9 protein-coding genes are annotated in these 15,525 nt (G+C 72.3%); 6 read left to right on the plus strand and 3 right to left on the minus strand.

From position 1 onward, the window contains the following. Window positions 1–125: 125 nt before the first annotated feature. Together AMK31_RS30365 and AMK31_RS30370 are read right to left on the minus strand one after the other, a co-directional pair. A complete protein-coding gene (locus AMK31_RS30365) occupies window positions 126–1,685 on the minus strand; it encodes a pectate lyase family protein (protein ID WP_073943891.1) in 1,560 nt (519 codons plus the stop codon). Window positions 1,686–2,371: 686 nt separating this feature from the next. Further along, on the minus strand, window positions 2,372–3,193 hold the full coding sequence (locus AMK31_RS30370; RefSeq protein WP_073943892.1) for a MerR family transcriptional regulator: 822 nt from the start codon (window positions 3,191–3,193) through the stop codon (window positions 2,372–2,374). A 146-nt stretch (window positions 3,194–3,339) separates the two neighbouring features. Here AMK31_RS30370 and AMK31_RS30375 point away from each other — a divergent pair, with 146 nt between their 5' ends. Next, entirely contained in the window at window positions 3,340–4,275 is a 936-nt protein-coding gene (locus AMK31_RS30375; RefSeq protein WP_073943893.1) for an LLM class F420-dependent oxidoreductase, read from the plus strand. Between the two features lie 45 nt (window positions 4,276–4,320). On the opposite strand, the gene AMK31_RS30380 is transcribed toward AMK31_RS30375, so the two are convergent. Next, window positions 4,321–6,390 (minus strand): SpoIIE family protein phosphatase, encoded by a 2,070-nt coding sequence (locus AMK31_RS30380; RefSeq protein WP_073943894.1) that lies wholly within the window; start codon window positions 6,388–6,390, stop codon window positions 4,321–4,323. A 311-nt stretch (window positions 6,391–6,701) separates the two neighbouring features. Between AMK31_RS30380 and AMK31_RS30385 the strand changes: the two genes are divergently transcribed. The 5 genes from AMK31_RS30385 (at window position 6,702) to AMK31_RS30405 (ending at window position 15,404) form a co-directional block, all read left to right on the plus strand. Then, window positions 6,702–9,161 carry a SpoIIE family protein phosphatase gene (locus AMK31_RS30385; protein WP_073943895.1) on the plus strand — a complete coding sequence of 820 codons (2,460 nt, stop codon included), beginning with the start codon at window positions 6,702–6,704 and terminating at the stop codon, window positions 9,159–9,161. Window positions 9,162–9,303: 142 nt separating this feature from the next. Then, on the plus strand, window positions 9,304–10,908 hold the full coding sequence (locus tag AMK31_RS30390; RefSeq protein ID WP_198948596.1) for an ABC-F family ATP-binding cassette domain-containing protein: 1,605 nt from the start codon (window positions 9,304–9,306) through the stop codon (window positions 10,906–10,908). Window positions 10,909–11,003: 95 nt separating this feature from the next. Further along, the gene (locus AMK31_RS30395) at window positions 11,004–11,705 is read left to right on the plus strand and encodes a TetR/AcrR family transcriptional regulator (protein ID WP_073943896.1); all 702 of its coding nucleotides are present in this window, start codon (window positions 11,004–11,006) and stop codon (window positions 11,703–11,705) included. 176 nt (window positions 11,706–11,881) lie between these two features. After that, entirely contained in the window at window positions 11,882–13,453 is a 1,572-nt protein-coding gene (locus tag AMK31_RS30400) for an MDR family MFS transporter (protein WP_198948602.1), read from the plus strand. A 295-nt stretch (window positions 13,454–13,748) separates the two neighbouring features. Further along, window positions 13,749–15,404 (plus strand): FAD-dependent oxidoreductase, encoded by a 1,656-nt coding sequence (locus AMK31_RS30405; protein WP_073943898.1) that lies wholly within the window; start codon window positions 13,749–13,751, stop codon window positions 15,402–15,404. Window positions 15,405–15,525: the final 121 nt, after the last annotated feature.

Raw genomic sequence — 15,525 nt, forward strand, 5'->3', positions numbered from 1 at the left:
AGTCGTCAGTCGCCGACGCGCCGCGTCGACTCCCTCCTCCGCCTTGCAGCTGCACGCACCAGACCCCGCTCGACTCGGCCGGGACGCACCGTCCCTCACAGCCGGGCTGATCCAAACGACAGAGCCTAGCCGGCGTAGGTCTCGAACTCCGCGATCCGCGGGGTGCCGGAGGAGCCGGTGATCTCGAAGGTGACCTTGCCGAGCGAGGTCCGGGGGAAGGAGATGACCCCCGCGCCGGTGCCGGTGGTCAGCACGGCGCCGGTGTCGGCGTTGACGACCCGCCACGACCCGATGCGACCGGTGGCGCCGGCCGCCTCCCGGATGTTGATCTTGGAGATCGCGGTGGCGGAGCCCCACTTGATCGACACGGAGCCGGTGGCGCCGGCCGGCGACCAGTAGGTGCCCATGTCACCGTCGCGCACGTAGCCGTAGCTCGTCCCGCTCGCCTTGCTGGAGCCGTCGGAGCCCGCCCCGATGCTCAGGTTGGTCCCGCCGGGCTGCGTCGGGGTCGGCGTGGGCGTGGGGTCGGTCGGGGTCGGGGTGGGGTCGGTGGGGGTCGGCGTCGGGGTCGGGGTCTGCGGGGTGCAGTTGCCGTCCGACACCTTCAGGCCCTTGTTGGCGCCGGCCGTCTGGCTCACGATGGCCGGCACGCAGCTCGCCCCGTCGAGGCTGTACGAGTACGGGATGCCGACGGTGGTGTTGGACTGCGGGTCCGGGCCCGCCGGGTTGTTGTCCTCGCCCGGGCTGGACCACGTCACGTTGTCGAAGATGTTGCCGCTGACCTGCCAGTAGCCGGCCGCGTCGGTGTAGAAGGTGCCCAGGACGTCCTTGGAGTCCTCGAAGTAGTTGCTGTCCACCTTGGCGCGGGCGCCGGCCCGGGAGTTGATGCCGGACTCGTTGAGGCTCACGTAGTGGTTGTTGTACATGTGGGCGACGCCGCCGCGCAGCAGGGGAGCGCGGGAGTCGATGTTCTCGTACAGGTTGTGGTGGTAGGTGATGAAGCCGTTCGAGACGTCGCTCTCGCTGGACCCGACGAGCCCGCCGCGGCCGGAGTTGCGCAGAACGCTGTACGACAGGGTGACGTACTGGGTGTTGTCCTTCATGTCGAAGAGACCGTCGTAGCCCTCCGACTCCCCGCCCGACGCCTCCAGGGTGACGTGGTCGACCCAGACGTTGCGGACGTCGCTCTCCATGCCGATGGCGTCACCGCCGTTGGACGTGGGCGAGCCCGACTTCTTGACGTTCCGCACGGTCACGTTCTGGAGGATGATGTTGCTGGACTCGCGGATGTGGATGCCCAGCTGGTCGAAGACGGCACCGCCGCCGACCCCGACGATGGTGACGTTGCTGATCTGCTTGAGCTCGATCACGCCGTCGGCGGTGCTGCAGCTGTCGCCGGACACCTTGCTGGTGTTGCCGTGATTGATGGTCCCCTCGACCTGGATGGTGATCGGGGTGCTGCTGCTTGCCCGGCCGCACAGGGCCTGGTGGATCGCGGTGCCCGTGGTGGCGCGTACCGTCTGACCGCCGGCGCCGCCGGTGGTGCCGCCGTTCTGGGTCGCGTAGCCGGTGGCGCCGGCGGTCGCCGCCGAGGCCTGCGGTGCCGACAGCGCCGCGCCGGTCCCGACCGCGAGGGCCATCGTGGCCAGCGCCGCGTAGAGTCGCACTGCGACTGGTCGTCTCATCGTCGTCTCCCCATTCGTCCCTGAATGCTGAGCGTTGCTGTTTCCCACTGAGCGTTTCTGTTTCCTGCTGCGCGCCGCCGACGGCAGGGCTGACGGCAAGCGCGTTCTGTTCTCGACTCGCCGAAGTGCTCGCGAGTCGGCGGCTCCGCCGCCGTGGCCGGGAGGCTCGGGGTCGTCGGCGTCGGCCACGAGGTCACCGTGGCCGTGTGCTTCGGACCGCTCCGGCCGAAGGGCGCCAGCGGTGCTGTCACCGCGTAGCCGACCGCCGCTGTGATCAGTGTCCTGATCAGCGGTTTGTCGCCTGGATGCCGTCGCTGTCGGGGCAGCGTCGGGCAGTGCGGTGCGGCGTCGTCGTGGCGTGCACCCTTCGTTCCGTGGGCGCGTCGGCTGCCGGGTGGAGCCCACGCGTGGATCGGTGGCGGCTCTGGTGCGCGGGGGCGGCGAATGCCGCGATGGTCGCTTCTGTCGAAGCGACCCTTGTGCAGTGGGAAAGCGCTTTCCGCTCCGCGAGGATAGGGGGAGGCGGTGGCAGTGGCAAGGTTTCGGGCAAGGCTCGAATCACCGGCCGGGCGGCAAGTGGGCGCGGGACCCGATATGCCTGCGTCGCCTCAACCGGCTGAGCCTGCCGCGTAGTCGGCCGCCGGGCATCAGCCGGTACCCGGCGGCCGACTGCGCGTTGTGACGGGTCAGGCCGGGGTGACCGGGCTCTGGAGTTCCGTCACCCAGTCGTCGCGGCTCTCGGGGCACTCCAGGTTGATCTCGCGCGGGTACCCGGTCGACCGGTAGCCGTTGGCGTCGATCCAGTGAGCCAGGCTCTGGACCGTGGGCAGCACGCCGTCCATCGAGCCTCGGTGCACGATGGTCGCCGCCTGGTCGAGCGACGGCAGGTCGAGCACGCGGAAGGCGCCGTCCTGGAGCGAGGCGGAGACCTGGACGGCGGCATGGACCGTGATCCGGCCGGCGCCCTCCGGGGCGTCCTCGTAGTAGGCGACCCCCGGGCCCGAGGGGGCGACCGCCGCGGCCTCCAGACGCCGGAACAGCTCGTCGTAGAGCGGACCGATGACGGGGCTGATGTCCTCGGGCCCGAAACTCTCGGCGGTCGCGGTGAGTTCCGCCACCCGGACCGCGGGGACGCTCTTGAGGACGACGTCGTTCGTGGACATGTGTCCCTCACTCTCGATCGCTCGGAGCCTCGCCTCGACCTGGACCAGCCGCGCCCGCGCGGCGGCGACCGCCGTCTCCAGCTCGGCCCGCCGCAGCCGGAGCATGCCGCGCAGCTCCTCGGCGCCGACCTTCTCGTCCACGATGTCCTTGACCTGCTGAAGCGTGAAGCCCAGGTCCTTCAGGGCGATGACGCGGTTGAGGCGGGCGAGTTGGGCCGCCGTGTAGTAGCGGTAGCCGCTGGCCGGGTCGACATGGGCCGGGCGCAGCAGCCCGGTCGCGTCGTAGTGACGCAGCATCCGGACCGACACGCGGCCGTGCCGGGCGAAGTCTCCGATGGTGAACATGATGTCTCCGAGCTGACTGCCTGACACGGTGTGAGGGTCAAGGGAACGACGGTACGGACGATGGGCGAACCGGGATCACACGACTGACACGCAGACGTCACACGGGAACCGGAATGGACCCGTGAACGCCGCTGGTTGGCATAGACATGGCTATAGGAGTAACACTCGACGCGACCGGTTCCGACAACCAGATCGACGCCAGTGTGCGGCTCGCGCGCCAAGCCGCGGAGGCAGGACTCGGATCGGCTTGGTTCGGGCAGACCTTCGGCGCGGACTCACCCCTGCTGGCGGCGATCGTGGGACGTGAGGTGCCCGGCCTGCACGTGGGCACGTCCGCGATCCCCGTGTTCGGCCGCCACCCCCTGCTGGTCTCCAGCCAGGCCCAGACGGCCCAGGCGGCCACGCACGGCCGCTACCACCTCGGACTCGCCCTCGGCACCAAGCTGCTGACCGAGGCGGGCTTCGGCATCCCCTTCACCCGGCCCGTCGCGCTGCTGCGCGAGTTCCTCACCGCGCTGCGGCAGCTCACCGAGAACGGGTCCGCCGACTTCCACGGCGAACTGCTCACCGCGGCCACCCCGATCCCCGCGCGCGTGCCGGGCGCCGAGGGCGGAGTGCCGTTGCTGGTCGCCGCGATGGGCCCGCAGGCACTGCGCGTCAGCGGTGAGCTGGCGGACGGGATCCTGCCCTATCTCGCCGGGCCGCGCGCGCTGGGCGAGCACATCGTCCCCGCCGTGACGGAGGCGGCGCGCGCGGCCGGCCGGCCCGCGCCCCGGATCGTCGCACTGGTGCACGGCGTGGTCACCGACGACGTCGACGCCGTACGGGAGAAGGCCGCCGGGCAGCTCGCGTTCTACGAGCAGATCCCGTCCTACGCGCGCGTCATCGAACTCTCCGGCGGCCGGCGGGCCGCGGACGTGGCGGTGATCGGCGACGAGAAGACGATCGCGGCCGAAGTGCGGCGGTACCGGGACGCCGGGGCCACCGAGGTGGTGTTCGCCGGGACGGACATCGCGGGGGAGGCCGACCGGCGGCGCACCTGGGCACTCCTCGGGGAACTGGCGGCCGGGTCCGGGCACTGATCGCGTGCCCGACGGCGGCACCCCGGCCGTCTCGCGCGTGCCGGCTCACAGCGCGCGGGCGACGAGGAGCGCGACGTCGTCGTGGTCGTCGGGGTGGCGCAGGCCGTACAGCAGGAGGTCGCAGGTCTCCTCCAGCGGCCGCTCGGGCTCGTCGAGGAAGCTGAGGAGGGCGTTCAGACGCTCGTCGATGGGGTGTTGGCGGGTCTCGACGAGGCCGTCGGTGTAGAGGATCAGCAGATCGCCGGCGCCCAGCTCGGTCATGGTGGTCTCGAACGTGACGCCGCCGACCCCGAGCGGGGCCCCGGTGGGCAGGTCGAGCAGGGCCGGGTCGCGGCCGGGGCGGGCGAGCGCGGGCGGCATGTGGCCCGCGTTGGCCATGCGGCACTTGCCCGTGTGGGGGTCGAACACGGCGTAGAGGCAGGTGACGATGTAGTGCTCCAGGTCGCAGGTGATCTTGTCCAGGTGCTGGAGCACCTCGCCCGGATCGAGGTCCAGGTCCGCGTACGCGCAGGTGGCGGTGCGCAGCCGGCCCATGGTGGCGGCGGCGTCGATGCCGTTGCCCATGACGTCGCCGACGACCAGGGCGGTCTTGTCGCCGGTGAGCGGGATGACGTCGTACCAGTCGCCGCCGACCTCGCTGGTGGCCTGGGCGGGCTGGTAGCGGGAGGCCAGTTCGAGACCCGTGTGGTGCGGCGGATGGTCGGGCAGCAGGCTGCGCTGGAGGGTCAGGGCGGTGTTGCGCACGCTCTGGAACCAGCGGGCGTTGTCGATGGCCACGGCGGCCCGGCTGGCCAGCTCGGTGGCGAGGACGACGTCGTCGTCGTCGAACGGGGCCGGGTTCCGGGTGCGTTTGAGGTCGAGGGCGCCCAGCACCTCGCCGTGCGCGATCAGCGGCACGGCGAGATACGAGTGGACCCCGGCGCGGGCCAGCAACGCGGTGGCCTCGGCGTCCCGGGCGATACGCCGCAGATCGTTCTCGTCGGCGTGCCGGACCAGAACCGGCCGGCCGGTGTGGACGCACAGCGTGACCAGGCGGTCGCCCTCGTAGGAGGCCAGGTCCCCGGGCGGGTCGGCGGCGCGCAGCGCCACACTGGGGTGGGCCGCCTTGATGGCGAGGGCGCGGAACAGCTCCGGGCCGTTGTCCGCGTTGCGCGTGCGGCGGCAGGCCAGGGCGGAGTCCAGCACGTCCACGGCGACGATGTCGGCGAGTTCGGGGCTGGCGACCTCGGCCAGTTCCCGGGCGGTGTGCTGCACCTCCAGGGTGGTGCCGACCCGCGTCGAGGCCTCCGCGATGAGGGCCAGGCGCCGCCGGGCCCGGTCCGCCTCGATCGCCGAACGATGCCGTTCGGTGACGTCGACGACGGACATGGCCGCGCCGAGCACCCGCCCACTGGGATCCTCCAGGCGGTAGAAGGACAGGGACCAGGCGTGCTCGTGGTCGGGTTCCGAGGGCGGGCGGCCCACGTGGTACTGGTCGAGCAGCGGGGTGCCCGTGGTGAGCACCTGGCGCAGACACGACTCGACGGTGTCCATGTCGGGGAAGGGCAGGGTCTGCCTCAGGTGACGGCCGATGTGGTCCTCGGCGGGGATTCCGTCGATGCGTTCCAGCGCCGGGTTGACCAGCAGGTACCGCAGCTCGGGGTCCATCAGGGCCAGACCGATCGGGGACTGGTTGATCAGCCGCTCGCACAGCGCCAGATCGGTCTCGACGCGCTGGAGGAGGGTGTGGTCCGCCGCCAGGCCCAGGGCGTAGACGTCCCCGAGGTCGTCCAGCAGCCGCATGTTGCGGAACTCCATCAGCCGGGTGCTGCCGTCCTTGTGCCGGATGGGGAAGGCACCGGCCCAGCTCCGCCCCGTCTCCAGCACCTCCGCGAACAGCTTCACCACGGCCTGCAGATGCTCGTGGTGGATGATCAGGCGCGCCGCGGGCTTGCCCAGCGCCTCCTCCGCGCTGTATCCGAACAGGTCCTCGGCCTGCGGGGTCCAGAACACGATGCGCCCCTCGGTGTCCAGGACCAGCGCGGCCACACTGAGCACGTCCAGCAGGGTGGTCCGGCCGGACGACTCGGAGCCGTACAGGTCACCTTTGGACGGGGGGAAGGATTCGGCTGTCATCCCTGATCCTCCTGACCGGCCGGCAGGGTCGGCCGGCCTGTGCCGGCATCGCCGTACGGCTGTCAGGACCGGCTCTTCCATGCTGCATCCGGTCCCGCGCGTTGCCCAGTCCCGGTGATCGGCCCGCGCGCGTCCGGGCGGCGTACCCACCGCTGATCTGCGACGACGCGAGGCGCGGGCCGGACCGGCGAAGCGCCCCGCCGGGGATATCCCGGCCCCACCCGAGGTACCCGGGGGGACGACCCCGGCCTTCCGGGCCCGTGCACATCGGCCGGACTAGCAGGAACATAGTCCTGTAAAGGATGGGACCGATGGATTCCATGCGAGCAGGTTCCGATCCGCCCGCGTCCGCCGGGCGGCGGGACTCCTTCGACGCGTCCACCGACGCGGCAGCCGTGCTGACCGCGGACGGCGTCGTACTGGGCTGGACCCGGGGCGCCGAGGAACTCCTCGGCCGCCGCGCGCGCGACGTCGTCGGCCGCTCCGCCGCGCCGCTGGTGGCGATGCCCGCGGATCCCGTACGGGCGCGGAGGGTCGCCGAACGGTGCCGGGCCGGGATGGGCTGGAGCGGTTCCCTCTCCCTGCGCCATCGCGACGGCAGCCGCGTCGACGTCGATCTGCGCGTGTCGGCCTCCTTCCGGGTCGGTGACCACGTGTGCTTTCTCGTCTCGGCGCGCGAGGAGCGGCAGCAGTGGACGGTCGGCGCCTCCGTCCTCGACGGCTTCCTGACCCGCGCGCCGGTCGGCATGGCGGTGATGGACACCCAACTGCGCTACGTCTGGGTGAACGACACCCTGGAGCGCTTCGGCGGGGTGCCCCGCGAACAGCGGCTGGGACGCCGCCTGAGCGAACTGCTGCCCGGGCTCCAGGCGGACACCATCGAGGGCCTGATGCGGAAGGTGCTGGACACCGGCGTTCCGGTCACCGACTACGAGTACGCCGGCTGGAGCTGGGCCGATCCGCACCGCCAACACGCCTACTCCACCTCGTTCTTCCCCCTGGTGGACGCGGACGAGTCGATCACCGGCGTCTGCTACATGGTCCTGGACGTCACCGAACGCTGGAACGCCCGCCAGCTGCTGTCACTGGTCAGCGAGGCCGGCACCAGGATCGGCAGGACGCTGGACGTGCTGCGCACCGCTCAGGAACTCGCCGACTTCGTCGTGCCCCGCTTCGCCGACTTCGTCGTCGTCGACCTCCTGGAACCCGTGCTCAGCACATCGGGGCACGGAACGTGGCTGACCGACGCGGGACCGGCCTCCGCCGGCCCGGAGATGCGCCGCGCCGGCATGAGCTCGGTGCGGGAGGGCTGCCCGGAGGCCGTGGCGCGGATCGGCGACCGGGTGGACTTCATCCCCCCGCCGCGCGACATCAACCCGCTGATGAGCGGCGAGCCGGTGCTCGTCCCGGTCCTCGACCCGACCGACGAACTGTGGGTCACCGAGCAGCCCGAGAGAGCGACCAGCATCCGCGAGTTCGGGCTGCACTCGCTCATCTCCGTGCCGATGCTGGCGCGGGACACCGTCCTCGGACTCACCACGTTCGTACGGTCGCTGAACCCCGTCTCCTTCCAGCCCGACGACGTCCTCGTCGCCCAGGAACTGGTGGCACGGGCGGCGCTGTGCGTCGACAACGCCCGCCGTTACACCCGGGAACACGCCGCGGCCGTCACCCTCCAGCGCAGTCTGCTGCCCCATGCCCTGAGCGGCGGAACGGCACTGGAGGTGGCCTCCCACTATCTGCCGGCGGACCCGACGGGCGGCGTCGGCGGCGACTGGTTCGACGTGATCCCGCTGTCCGGCGCCCGCGTCGGCCTCGTCATCGGCGACGTCGTCGGCCACGGCATCACCGCGGCGGCGGCGATGGGCCGGCTGCGCACCGCCGTACAGACGCTCGCCGACATGGAGATGCGCCCCGACGAACTGCTGGCACACCTCGACGACCTCGTGCTCAGGCTCAGCGAGGAGAGGTGCGCCGACGAGGAGACCGACAGCACCACCGCGTTCCTCGGCGCCACATGCCTGTACGCGGTCTACGACCCGGTCAGCCGGCGCTGCTCGATGGCCCGGGCCGGGCATCCGCCGCCCGTCGTGGTGACACCGGACGGGCACGCCCACTTCCCCGAACTGCCCGCCGGGCCACCGCTCGGGCTGGGCGGGGTGGCGTTCGAGGCCGGTGAGATCGAGCTGCCCGCGAACAGCCTGTTCGGCCTCTACACCGACGGCCTCATCGAGGGTCCCGACCGCGACATGGAGCGGGGGATGTCCCGGCTCGGCGAGCTCCTGGCCGAGTCCGCCCCCGACCTCGGGACGCTCTGCGCGACCGCCGTGCAGCGGCTGGTGTCCGCCCCGCAGTCCGACGACGTCGCCCTCCTCCTGGCCCGCACCCAGGCCCTGGACACCGACCAGGTCGTCGCGTGGGACGTACCAGCGGACCCCGCCGCCGTCGGCGACGTCCGGGCCCGCGCGACGCACCAGGTGCAGGCCTGGGGTTTCGAGGAACTGGCCATGACGACGGAACTCATCGTCAGCGAGCTGGTCACCAACGCGATCCGCTACGCCGAACCACCGATCCGTCTGCGGCTGCTCCGCGACTCCCGCCTGACCTGCGAAGTCGCCGACGGCAGCAGCACCGCCCCACGGCTGCGGCACGCCCGCAGCACGGACGAGGGCGGGCGCGGCCTGTTCCTGGTCGCCCAGCTCGCCCACCGCTGGGGAGCCCGGTACACGACCGACGGCAAGATCATCTGGGCCGAGCAGGAACTCCCGTAGGGCCTCCTGGTCGAAAAAATGCCGCGCGTGCCGCTCGCCGTCCGCGCTACGGTGCACCACATGCCGACGCCCCGAATCTCCTAGCCGAGGACCCGCTTCCACGCCAGAAGTGTGTCCTCTCGCTATTTCGGAGCGTCATCAAATGATCACTGCTCGTGGTGTCGAGCTGCGCGCCGGTGCGCGCCTGCTGCTGTCCGACATCTCCTTCACCGTCTCCCCGGGCGACCGGATCGGCCTGGTCGGCCGCAACGGCGCGGGGAAGACCACCCTGCTGACCGCCCTGGCCGGACGGTCCAGGCCGGCCGCGGGAACCATCACCCGCACCCGCCCGGTCGGCTTCCTGGCCCAGGACTCCCGTGCCGCCGACCCCACCGTCACCGTGACCGACCGCATCCTGTCGGCCCGCGGCCTCGACGGCTCGCTGCGCGCACTGCGCGGGGCCGAGGCCGCGATGGCCGACGCCGGCACCCCGGCGGAACTGGAGCGGGCGATGAACGCCTACGCCCGGGCCGACGCCGCCTTCCAGGCCGGCGGCGGCTACGCCGCGGAGGCCGAGGCCGCCCGGGTGGCGGCCGGACTGGGCCTGCCGGACCGGGTGCTGGGCCGGCCGGTCGGCGACCTGTCCGGCGGGCAGAAGCGCCGGGTGGAACTGGCCCGCATCCTGTTCGCCGGACACGACGGCCCGCTGCTCCTCGACGAACCGACCAACCACCTGGACGCCGACTCGATCGCCTGGCTGCGCGGCTTCCTCCAGGGCCACCCGGGCGGACTCGTGGTGATCAGCCACGACACCGCGCTGCTCGCCGACGTCGTCAACCGGGTCTTCCACCTGGACGCCACGCGCGCCACCATCGACGTCCACAACACCGGCTGGGCCGCGTACCTGGCCCAGCGGGACGCCGACGAACGGCGCCGGGCCCGCGAGCGGGCGGGCGCCGAACGCAAGGCCGCCGCCCTGCACGCCCAGGCGGACCGGATGAAGGCCCGCTCCGCCACCGCCGTCATGGCCAGGAGCATGGTCCGCCGAGCCGACCGGATGCTGGCCGAGCTGGAGCCGGCCCGGCGCACCGAGCGGACCGCGCGGATCCGGCTGCCCGAGCCGGCCCCGTGCGGCCGGATCCCGCTCGGCGCCGTCAGCCTGGCCAAGTCCTACGGCGGCCACCGGGTCCTCGACGGTGTGGACCTGGCCGTCGACCGGGGCAGCCGCCTGGTGATCCTCGGCCTCAACGGCGCGGGGAAGACCACCCTGTTGCGCCTCCTCGCCGGCGCGGAACGGCCCGACGCCGGACGCGTCGTGCACGGCCCCGGGCTCCGGCTGGGCTACTTCGCGCAGGAGCACGACACGCTCGACGTGCGGCGCACGGTCCGGGAGAACGTGGCCGCGGCGGCCCCGCATCTGACCGACGGCGAGGTACGGCGGGTGCTCGGCGCGTTCCTGTTCGCCGGGGACGACGCCGACAAGCCGGCGGGTGTGCTCTCCGGTGGGGAGAAGACCCGGCTGGCGCTGGCCGGGCTGGTGCACTCCGGCGCCAACGTGCTGCTGCTGGACGAGCCGACGAACAACCTCGACCCCGCCTCGCGTGAAGAGGTCCTGGCCGCAGTCGGCTCCTACGGCGGCGCCATCGTCATGGTCACCCACGACGAAGGTGCCATCGACGCCCTGCGGCCCGACCGCGTGCTGCTCCTGCCGGACGCGGACGAGGACCTGTGGAACGAGGACTACCGGGACCTGGTCGCCCTCGCCTGACCTCGCCCGACCTTGCGTCACCGGATCACGGCTCACCGGATCACCGCATCACCGAGTCGTGGTCATATTTTGCAGGCTCTGCATGTTTGCGTAACATGCACATCGTGGGAGAGGGGAGCGCCCCCGAGCGGGGCGGGCTGCGGGAACGCAAGAAGAGGGCCACACGTGCCGCGCTCGTGGAAGCGGCGGTGCGGCTGGCGGCCCGGCACGGGGCGGAGAACGTCACGGTCGAAGCGATCAGCGAGGCGGCGGGGGTCTCCCCCCGCACCTTCTTCAACTACTTCGACTCGCGTGACGACGTCTTCCTGATGATCGGCGCCGAGGCGGGCGCCCGCATCCGGCAGGCGGTGCTGGACGCCCCGTCCGGCCGCTCCCCGCTGGAAGCCCTGCGCGAGGCCATGGCCGCCGAGCTGGCGGAGGTCGAGCAGCACCACGAGCTGTGGCGGCTGCACGCGGAGGTGCTGCGCCGGTCGCCGCGCCTGCTCGTGCGCAGCCACCACGTCCACACCGCCGACGAACTGGGCCTGGCGGAAGCGCTCGCCGAACGCCTGGGCGCGGGCACACCGCCCCCGGCGGGCGACCGCGCCGCACCCCCCGCCGACGAGGAGGGCCGGCGGCTGGCCCTCGGCCTCTACCCGCAGCTGCTCGCCGCCGTCGGGATCACGGCGGTCCGGGTCGCCGTCGAGCACTGGTGCGTACGGCAGGAGGAACGGGCCTTCCTGGACGTCTTCCACGAGACGTTCGACCACCTCGCCGCCGGCCTTTCCGAGCCGCCCAGGCAGGCCGCCCGCCCCTGACACCGCCCGCACGGCCCGCCGCCACCGCCGCCCCGCCGTGACGGCCCCACTCCCGTATGTCCCCGGTGCCCTTCGGTACGGCCCGAGCCGGGACGTCGACGTATGCGATCCGCCACCGATCTGAGAGAGACCTCGTGAACGCAACACCAGCGCCCGAACAGGCGCCGCCCGCGGCCATGTCCAACCGGCAGATACTGCAGGCGATGTCCGGACTGATGGCCGGCATGTTCGTCGCCATCCTGGCGGGCACCGTGGTGTCCAACGCCCTGCCCCGGATCATCGCCGACCTCGGCGCGAGCCAGTCCTCCTACACCTGGGTCGTCACCGCCGAACTGCTGGCCATGACGGCGACGGTCCCGCTGTGGGGCAAGCTGTCCGACCTCTACAACCAGAAGCTGCTGCTCCAGCTCTCCCTGGGCATGTTCGTGGTCGGCTCGCTGCTGGCCGGGTTCTCCCACGAGGTGGGCCTGCTCATCTTCAGCCGGGTGGCGCAGGGCATCGGCGCGGGCGGTCTCACCGCGCTCGCGCAGGTCGTGATGGCGGCCATCATCCCGCCCCGGCAGCTCGGCAAGTACTCCGGCATCTTCGGCGCCGTCTTCGCCGTCGGCACCGTGGCGGGCCCGCTCATCGGCGGCGTCCTGGTGGACACCTCGTGGCTCGGCTGGCGCTGGTGCTTCTTCATCGGCGTGCCGTTCGCGCTGCTGGCCATCGTGCTGCTCCAGCGCACCCTGAAGCTGCCCGCAGTCCGCCGCCGGGAAGTGAAGATCGACTTCCTGGGTGCCTTCCTGATCGTCGCGGGGATCTGCGCACTGCTCATCTGGGTCTCGCTCGCCGGCAACCAGTTCGACTGGGCCTCCTGGCAGACCGCCGCGCTGACCGGCACCGGCGCCGTCCTGCTGGCCGTCGCGGTCTACGTCGAGTCGCGCGCCGCCGAACCGGTCATCCCGCTGGACATCTTCCGCAACCGCACCGTGACGCTGACCACCGTCGCCAGCCTGCTCGTCGGTGTGGCGATGTTCGGCGGCACCGTCTTCCTCTCGCAGTACTTCCAGGTCTCCCTCGGCAAGTCGGCGACCGTCGCCGGCCTGATGAGCCTGCCCATGGTCCTGGGTCTGCTGGTGTCCTCCACGGTCGCCGGGCAGATCATCAGCGCCACCGGCAAGTGGAAGGTGTACCTGGTCGCGGGCGCCGCCGTCATGACCGCGGGCCTCGCCCTGCTCTCCACCATCGGCCGCGACACCCACTTCGCCCTGCTCAGCCTCTACATGGCCGTCCTGGGCGTCGGCGTCGGCATGCTGATGCAGAACCTGGTCCTGGCCGCCCAGAACGACGTCCCCGCCGCCGAACTGGGTGCCGCCACCTCCGTGCTGTCCTTCTTCCGCAGCATGGGCGGCACCATCGGCACGAGCGTGCTCGGCGCGATCCTCGCCAACCGTGTCACGGAGGAGATCACCAAGAGCGTCGCGGAGGCGGGCGCCGCCGGCGGACAGTCCGCCGGGCACGGCGTCCCCGACATGGCCACCCTGCCGGCGCCCATGCGGGCCATCGTGGAGAACGCCTACGGGGTCGCCACCGCCGACCTCTTCCTCGTCGCCACGCCGTTCGCGCTGCTCGCCCTCGTCGCCGTGCTCTTCGTCAAGGAGAAGCCGCTCAAGACCACCAGCGGCATGGAGCGCCTCGCCGAGGAGTCCGCGCGGACGGGCGGCGCCACCCCGAGCGACACCGACCGCGCGGCCCAGGTCGGCTGACGACGCGGTCCCCCGTCCGGCCGAGGCGGCCCGGTCACCGGCACACCCCGGGACCCCGGGCCGCCCCGGCCGCCGACACCGCCGTACGGCCGTCGCCCGCACCGCCGTCCGGCCGTCGCCCGTGCGGGCGAGGCCGGTCGGGCGCGGGGCCCTGCCCGCCGACACGGCGAAACGGGCGGGTTAAGCGGGTGAAGCGTGCGCCGTGGTCCTGTCGCGGCAGGCCAGGCCGGGCATGCATGAAGGTCACGGCCGGAACAGGCCGGGAACTGTGCACGCTACGCGCTGGAGGCGAGTCATGAACCCAAGGGCCGAACAGGCCGACCAGACCACCCACAAGGTCCCGGTGCTCATCGTCGGCGGCTCCCTGGTCGGCCTGTCGACCTCGGTGTTCCTGGGCCGACTGGGGGTACGGCACACGCTGGTGGAACGCCACGCGGGCACCTCCATCCACCCCCGCGGCCGGGGCAACAACGTACGCACCATGGAGGTCTTCCGGGTGGCCGGCGTCGAGCAGGGCATCCGGCAGGCCGCCGCCACGCTCGCCGAGAACCACGGCATCCTGCAGACGCCGACCCTCGTCGGCGACGCGGGGGAGTGGCTGTTCCGGGAGATCGACCCGGGCGGCGGACTCACCCGGTTCAGCCCCAGCTCATGGTGCCTGTGCAGCCAGAACGACCTCGAGCCGGTCCTCCTCGAACACGCCGGCCGCATCGGCGGCGATCTGCGCTACTCCACCGAACTGATGTCGTTCGACCCCGACCCCGACGGCGTCACCGCGGTGGTCAAGAGCCGGGACACCGGCGAGCACACCACCATCCGCGCGGACTACCTCGTCGCCGCCGACGGCCCCCGCAGCCCCGTCCGCGAACAGCTCGGCATCGGCCAGAGCGGTCCCGGCGACCTGTTCCACAACATCAGCATCACCTTCCGCTCCCGTCGCCTCGCCGACGTCATGGGCGACCGCCGCTTCATCGTCTGCTACCTGACCAACCCGGAGGCCGACGGCGCGCTGCTGCCCGTGGACAACCGCGAGAACTGGGTCTTCCACGCCCCGTGGCACCCCGAGAACGGCGAGACCACGGAGGAGTTCACCGACGAGCGGTGCGCCGAGCACATCCGGCGAGCCGTCGGGGACATGGACCTGGACATCGAGATCACCGGCCGGGCACCCTGGCACGCCGCCCAGCGTGTCGCCCGCAGCTACCGGGTCGGACGGGTCTTCCTCGCCGGCGACTCGGCCCACGAGATGTCACCCACCGGGGCCTTCGGCTCCAACACCGGCATCCAGGACGCCCACAACCTCGCGTGGAAGCTGGCCGCGGTGCTCGGCGGCTGGGCGGGTGACGGCCTGCTGGACACGTACGACGCCGAGCGCCGCCCCGTCGCGGAGGCGACCAGCGCCCGGGCCGCCGTCCGGTCGGTCGAGCACAGCCACCCCGGCTTCGCCCCGCCCCCGGGGTCCGCGGGCGCCCCTCAGCGCGGCATCCTCAACGTGGCCCTCGGATACCGCTACCCGCGCGGCGCCGTGGTCGGCGCCGACCCGACGGTCCCGGTGGTTCCGGAGCGCCTGGAGCTGACCGGTGAGCCCGGCAGCAGAGCGCCCCACATGTGGCTCCGGCGCAAGGGCGAGCGGATCTCCACACTCGACCTGTACGAGCGCTCGCTCGTCCTGCTCAGCGACGCCGGTGAGGCGAGCGGGTGGCACGAGGCGGCCGTCCGCCTCGCCGAGGAGATGTCCGTGCCGCTGACGTCGTACCGGGTCGGTACCGGACCGGATGCCGAGGTGGCGCCCGACGCGGACGCGGACTGGTCCGCCCTGCACGGCACGACGCCGGGAGGCGCCGTTCTGGTGCGCCCGGACGGGTTCGTCGCGTGGCGGTCGCCGGGCTCCGTCCAGGACCCCGTGGCGGTCCTGGGGAAGGTCCTGGCCGAGGTGCTGGCAGTGGCCTGACCGGGTATGGCGCACAGCCGCGCAGGGCGACATCTCGCCCTGCGCGGCTTTCGTTTGGGCGGGAGCGGGGGGCGGCCCCCTCACCCGACTGCCCGTCCCGAGTAGCGGCGCGCCCGAAGCT

Source organism: Streptomyces sp. TSRI0107 (assembly GCF_001905845.1).
Taxonomy (GTDB): Bacteria; Actinomycetota; Actinomycetes; order Streptomycetales; family Streptomycetaceae; genus Streptomyces.

Bases quoted from the DNA above. Each gene is read 5' to 3' on its own strand.
- AMK31_RS30385 (WP_073943895.1), top strand. From the start codon at position 6,702: ATGGATTCCATGCGAGCAGGTTCCGATCCGCCCGCGTCCGCCGGGCGG.
- AMK31_RS30375 (WP_073943893.1), top strand. From the start codon at position 3,340: ATGGCTATAGGAGTAACACTCGACGCGACCGGTTCCGACAACCAGATC.
- AMK31_RS30395 (WP_073943896.1), top strand. From the start codon at position 11,004: ATGCACATCGTGGGAGAGGGGAGCGCCCCCGAGCGGGGCGGGCTGCGG.
- AMK31_RS30365 (WP_073943891.1), bottom strand. From the start codon at position 1,685: ATGAGACGACCAGTCGCAGTGCGACTCTACGCGGCGCTGGCCACGATG.
- AMK31_RS30400 (WP_198948602.1), top strand. From the start codon at position 11,882: ATGTCCAACCGGCAGATACTGCAGGCGATGTCCGGACTGATGGCCGGC.
- AMK31_RS30405 (WP_073943898.1), top strand. From the start codon at position 13,749: ATGAACCCAAGGGCCGAACAGGCCGACCAGACCACCCACAAGGTCCCG.
- AMK31_RS30370 (WP_073943892.1), bottom strand. From the start codon at position 3,193: ATGTTCACCATCGGAGACTTCGCCCGGCACGGCCGCGTGTCGGTCCGG.
- AMK31_RS30380 (WP_073943894.1), bottom strand. From the start codon at position 6,390: ATGACAGCCGAATCCTTCCCCCCGTCCAAAGGTGACCTGTACGGCTCC.
- AMK31_RS30390 (WP_198948596.1), top strand. From the start codon at position 9,304: ATGATCACTGCTCGTGGTGTCGAGCTGCGCGCCGGTGCGCGCCTGCTG.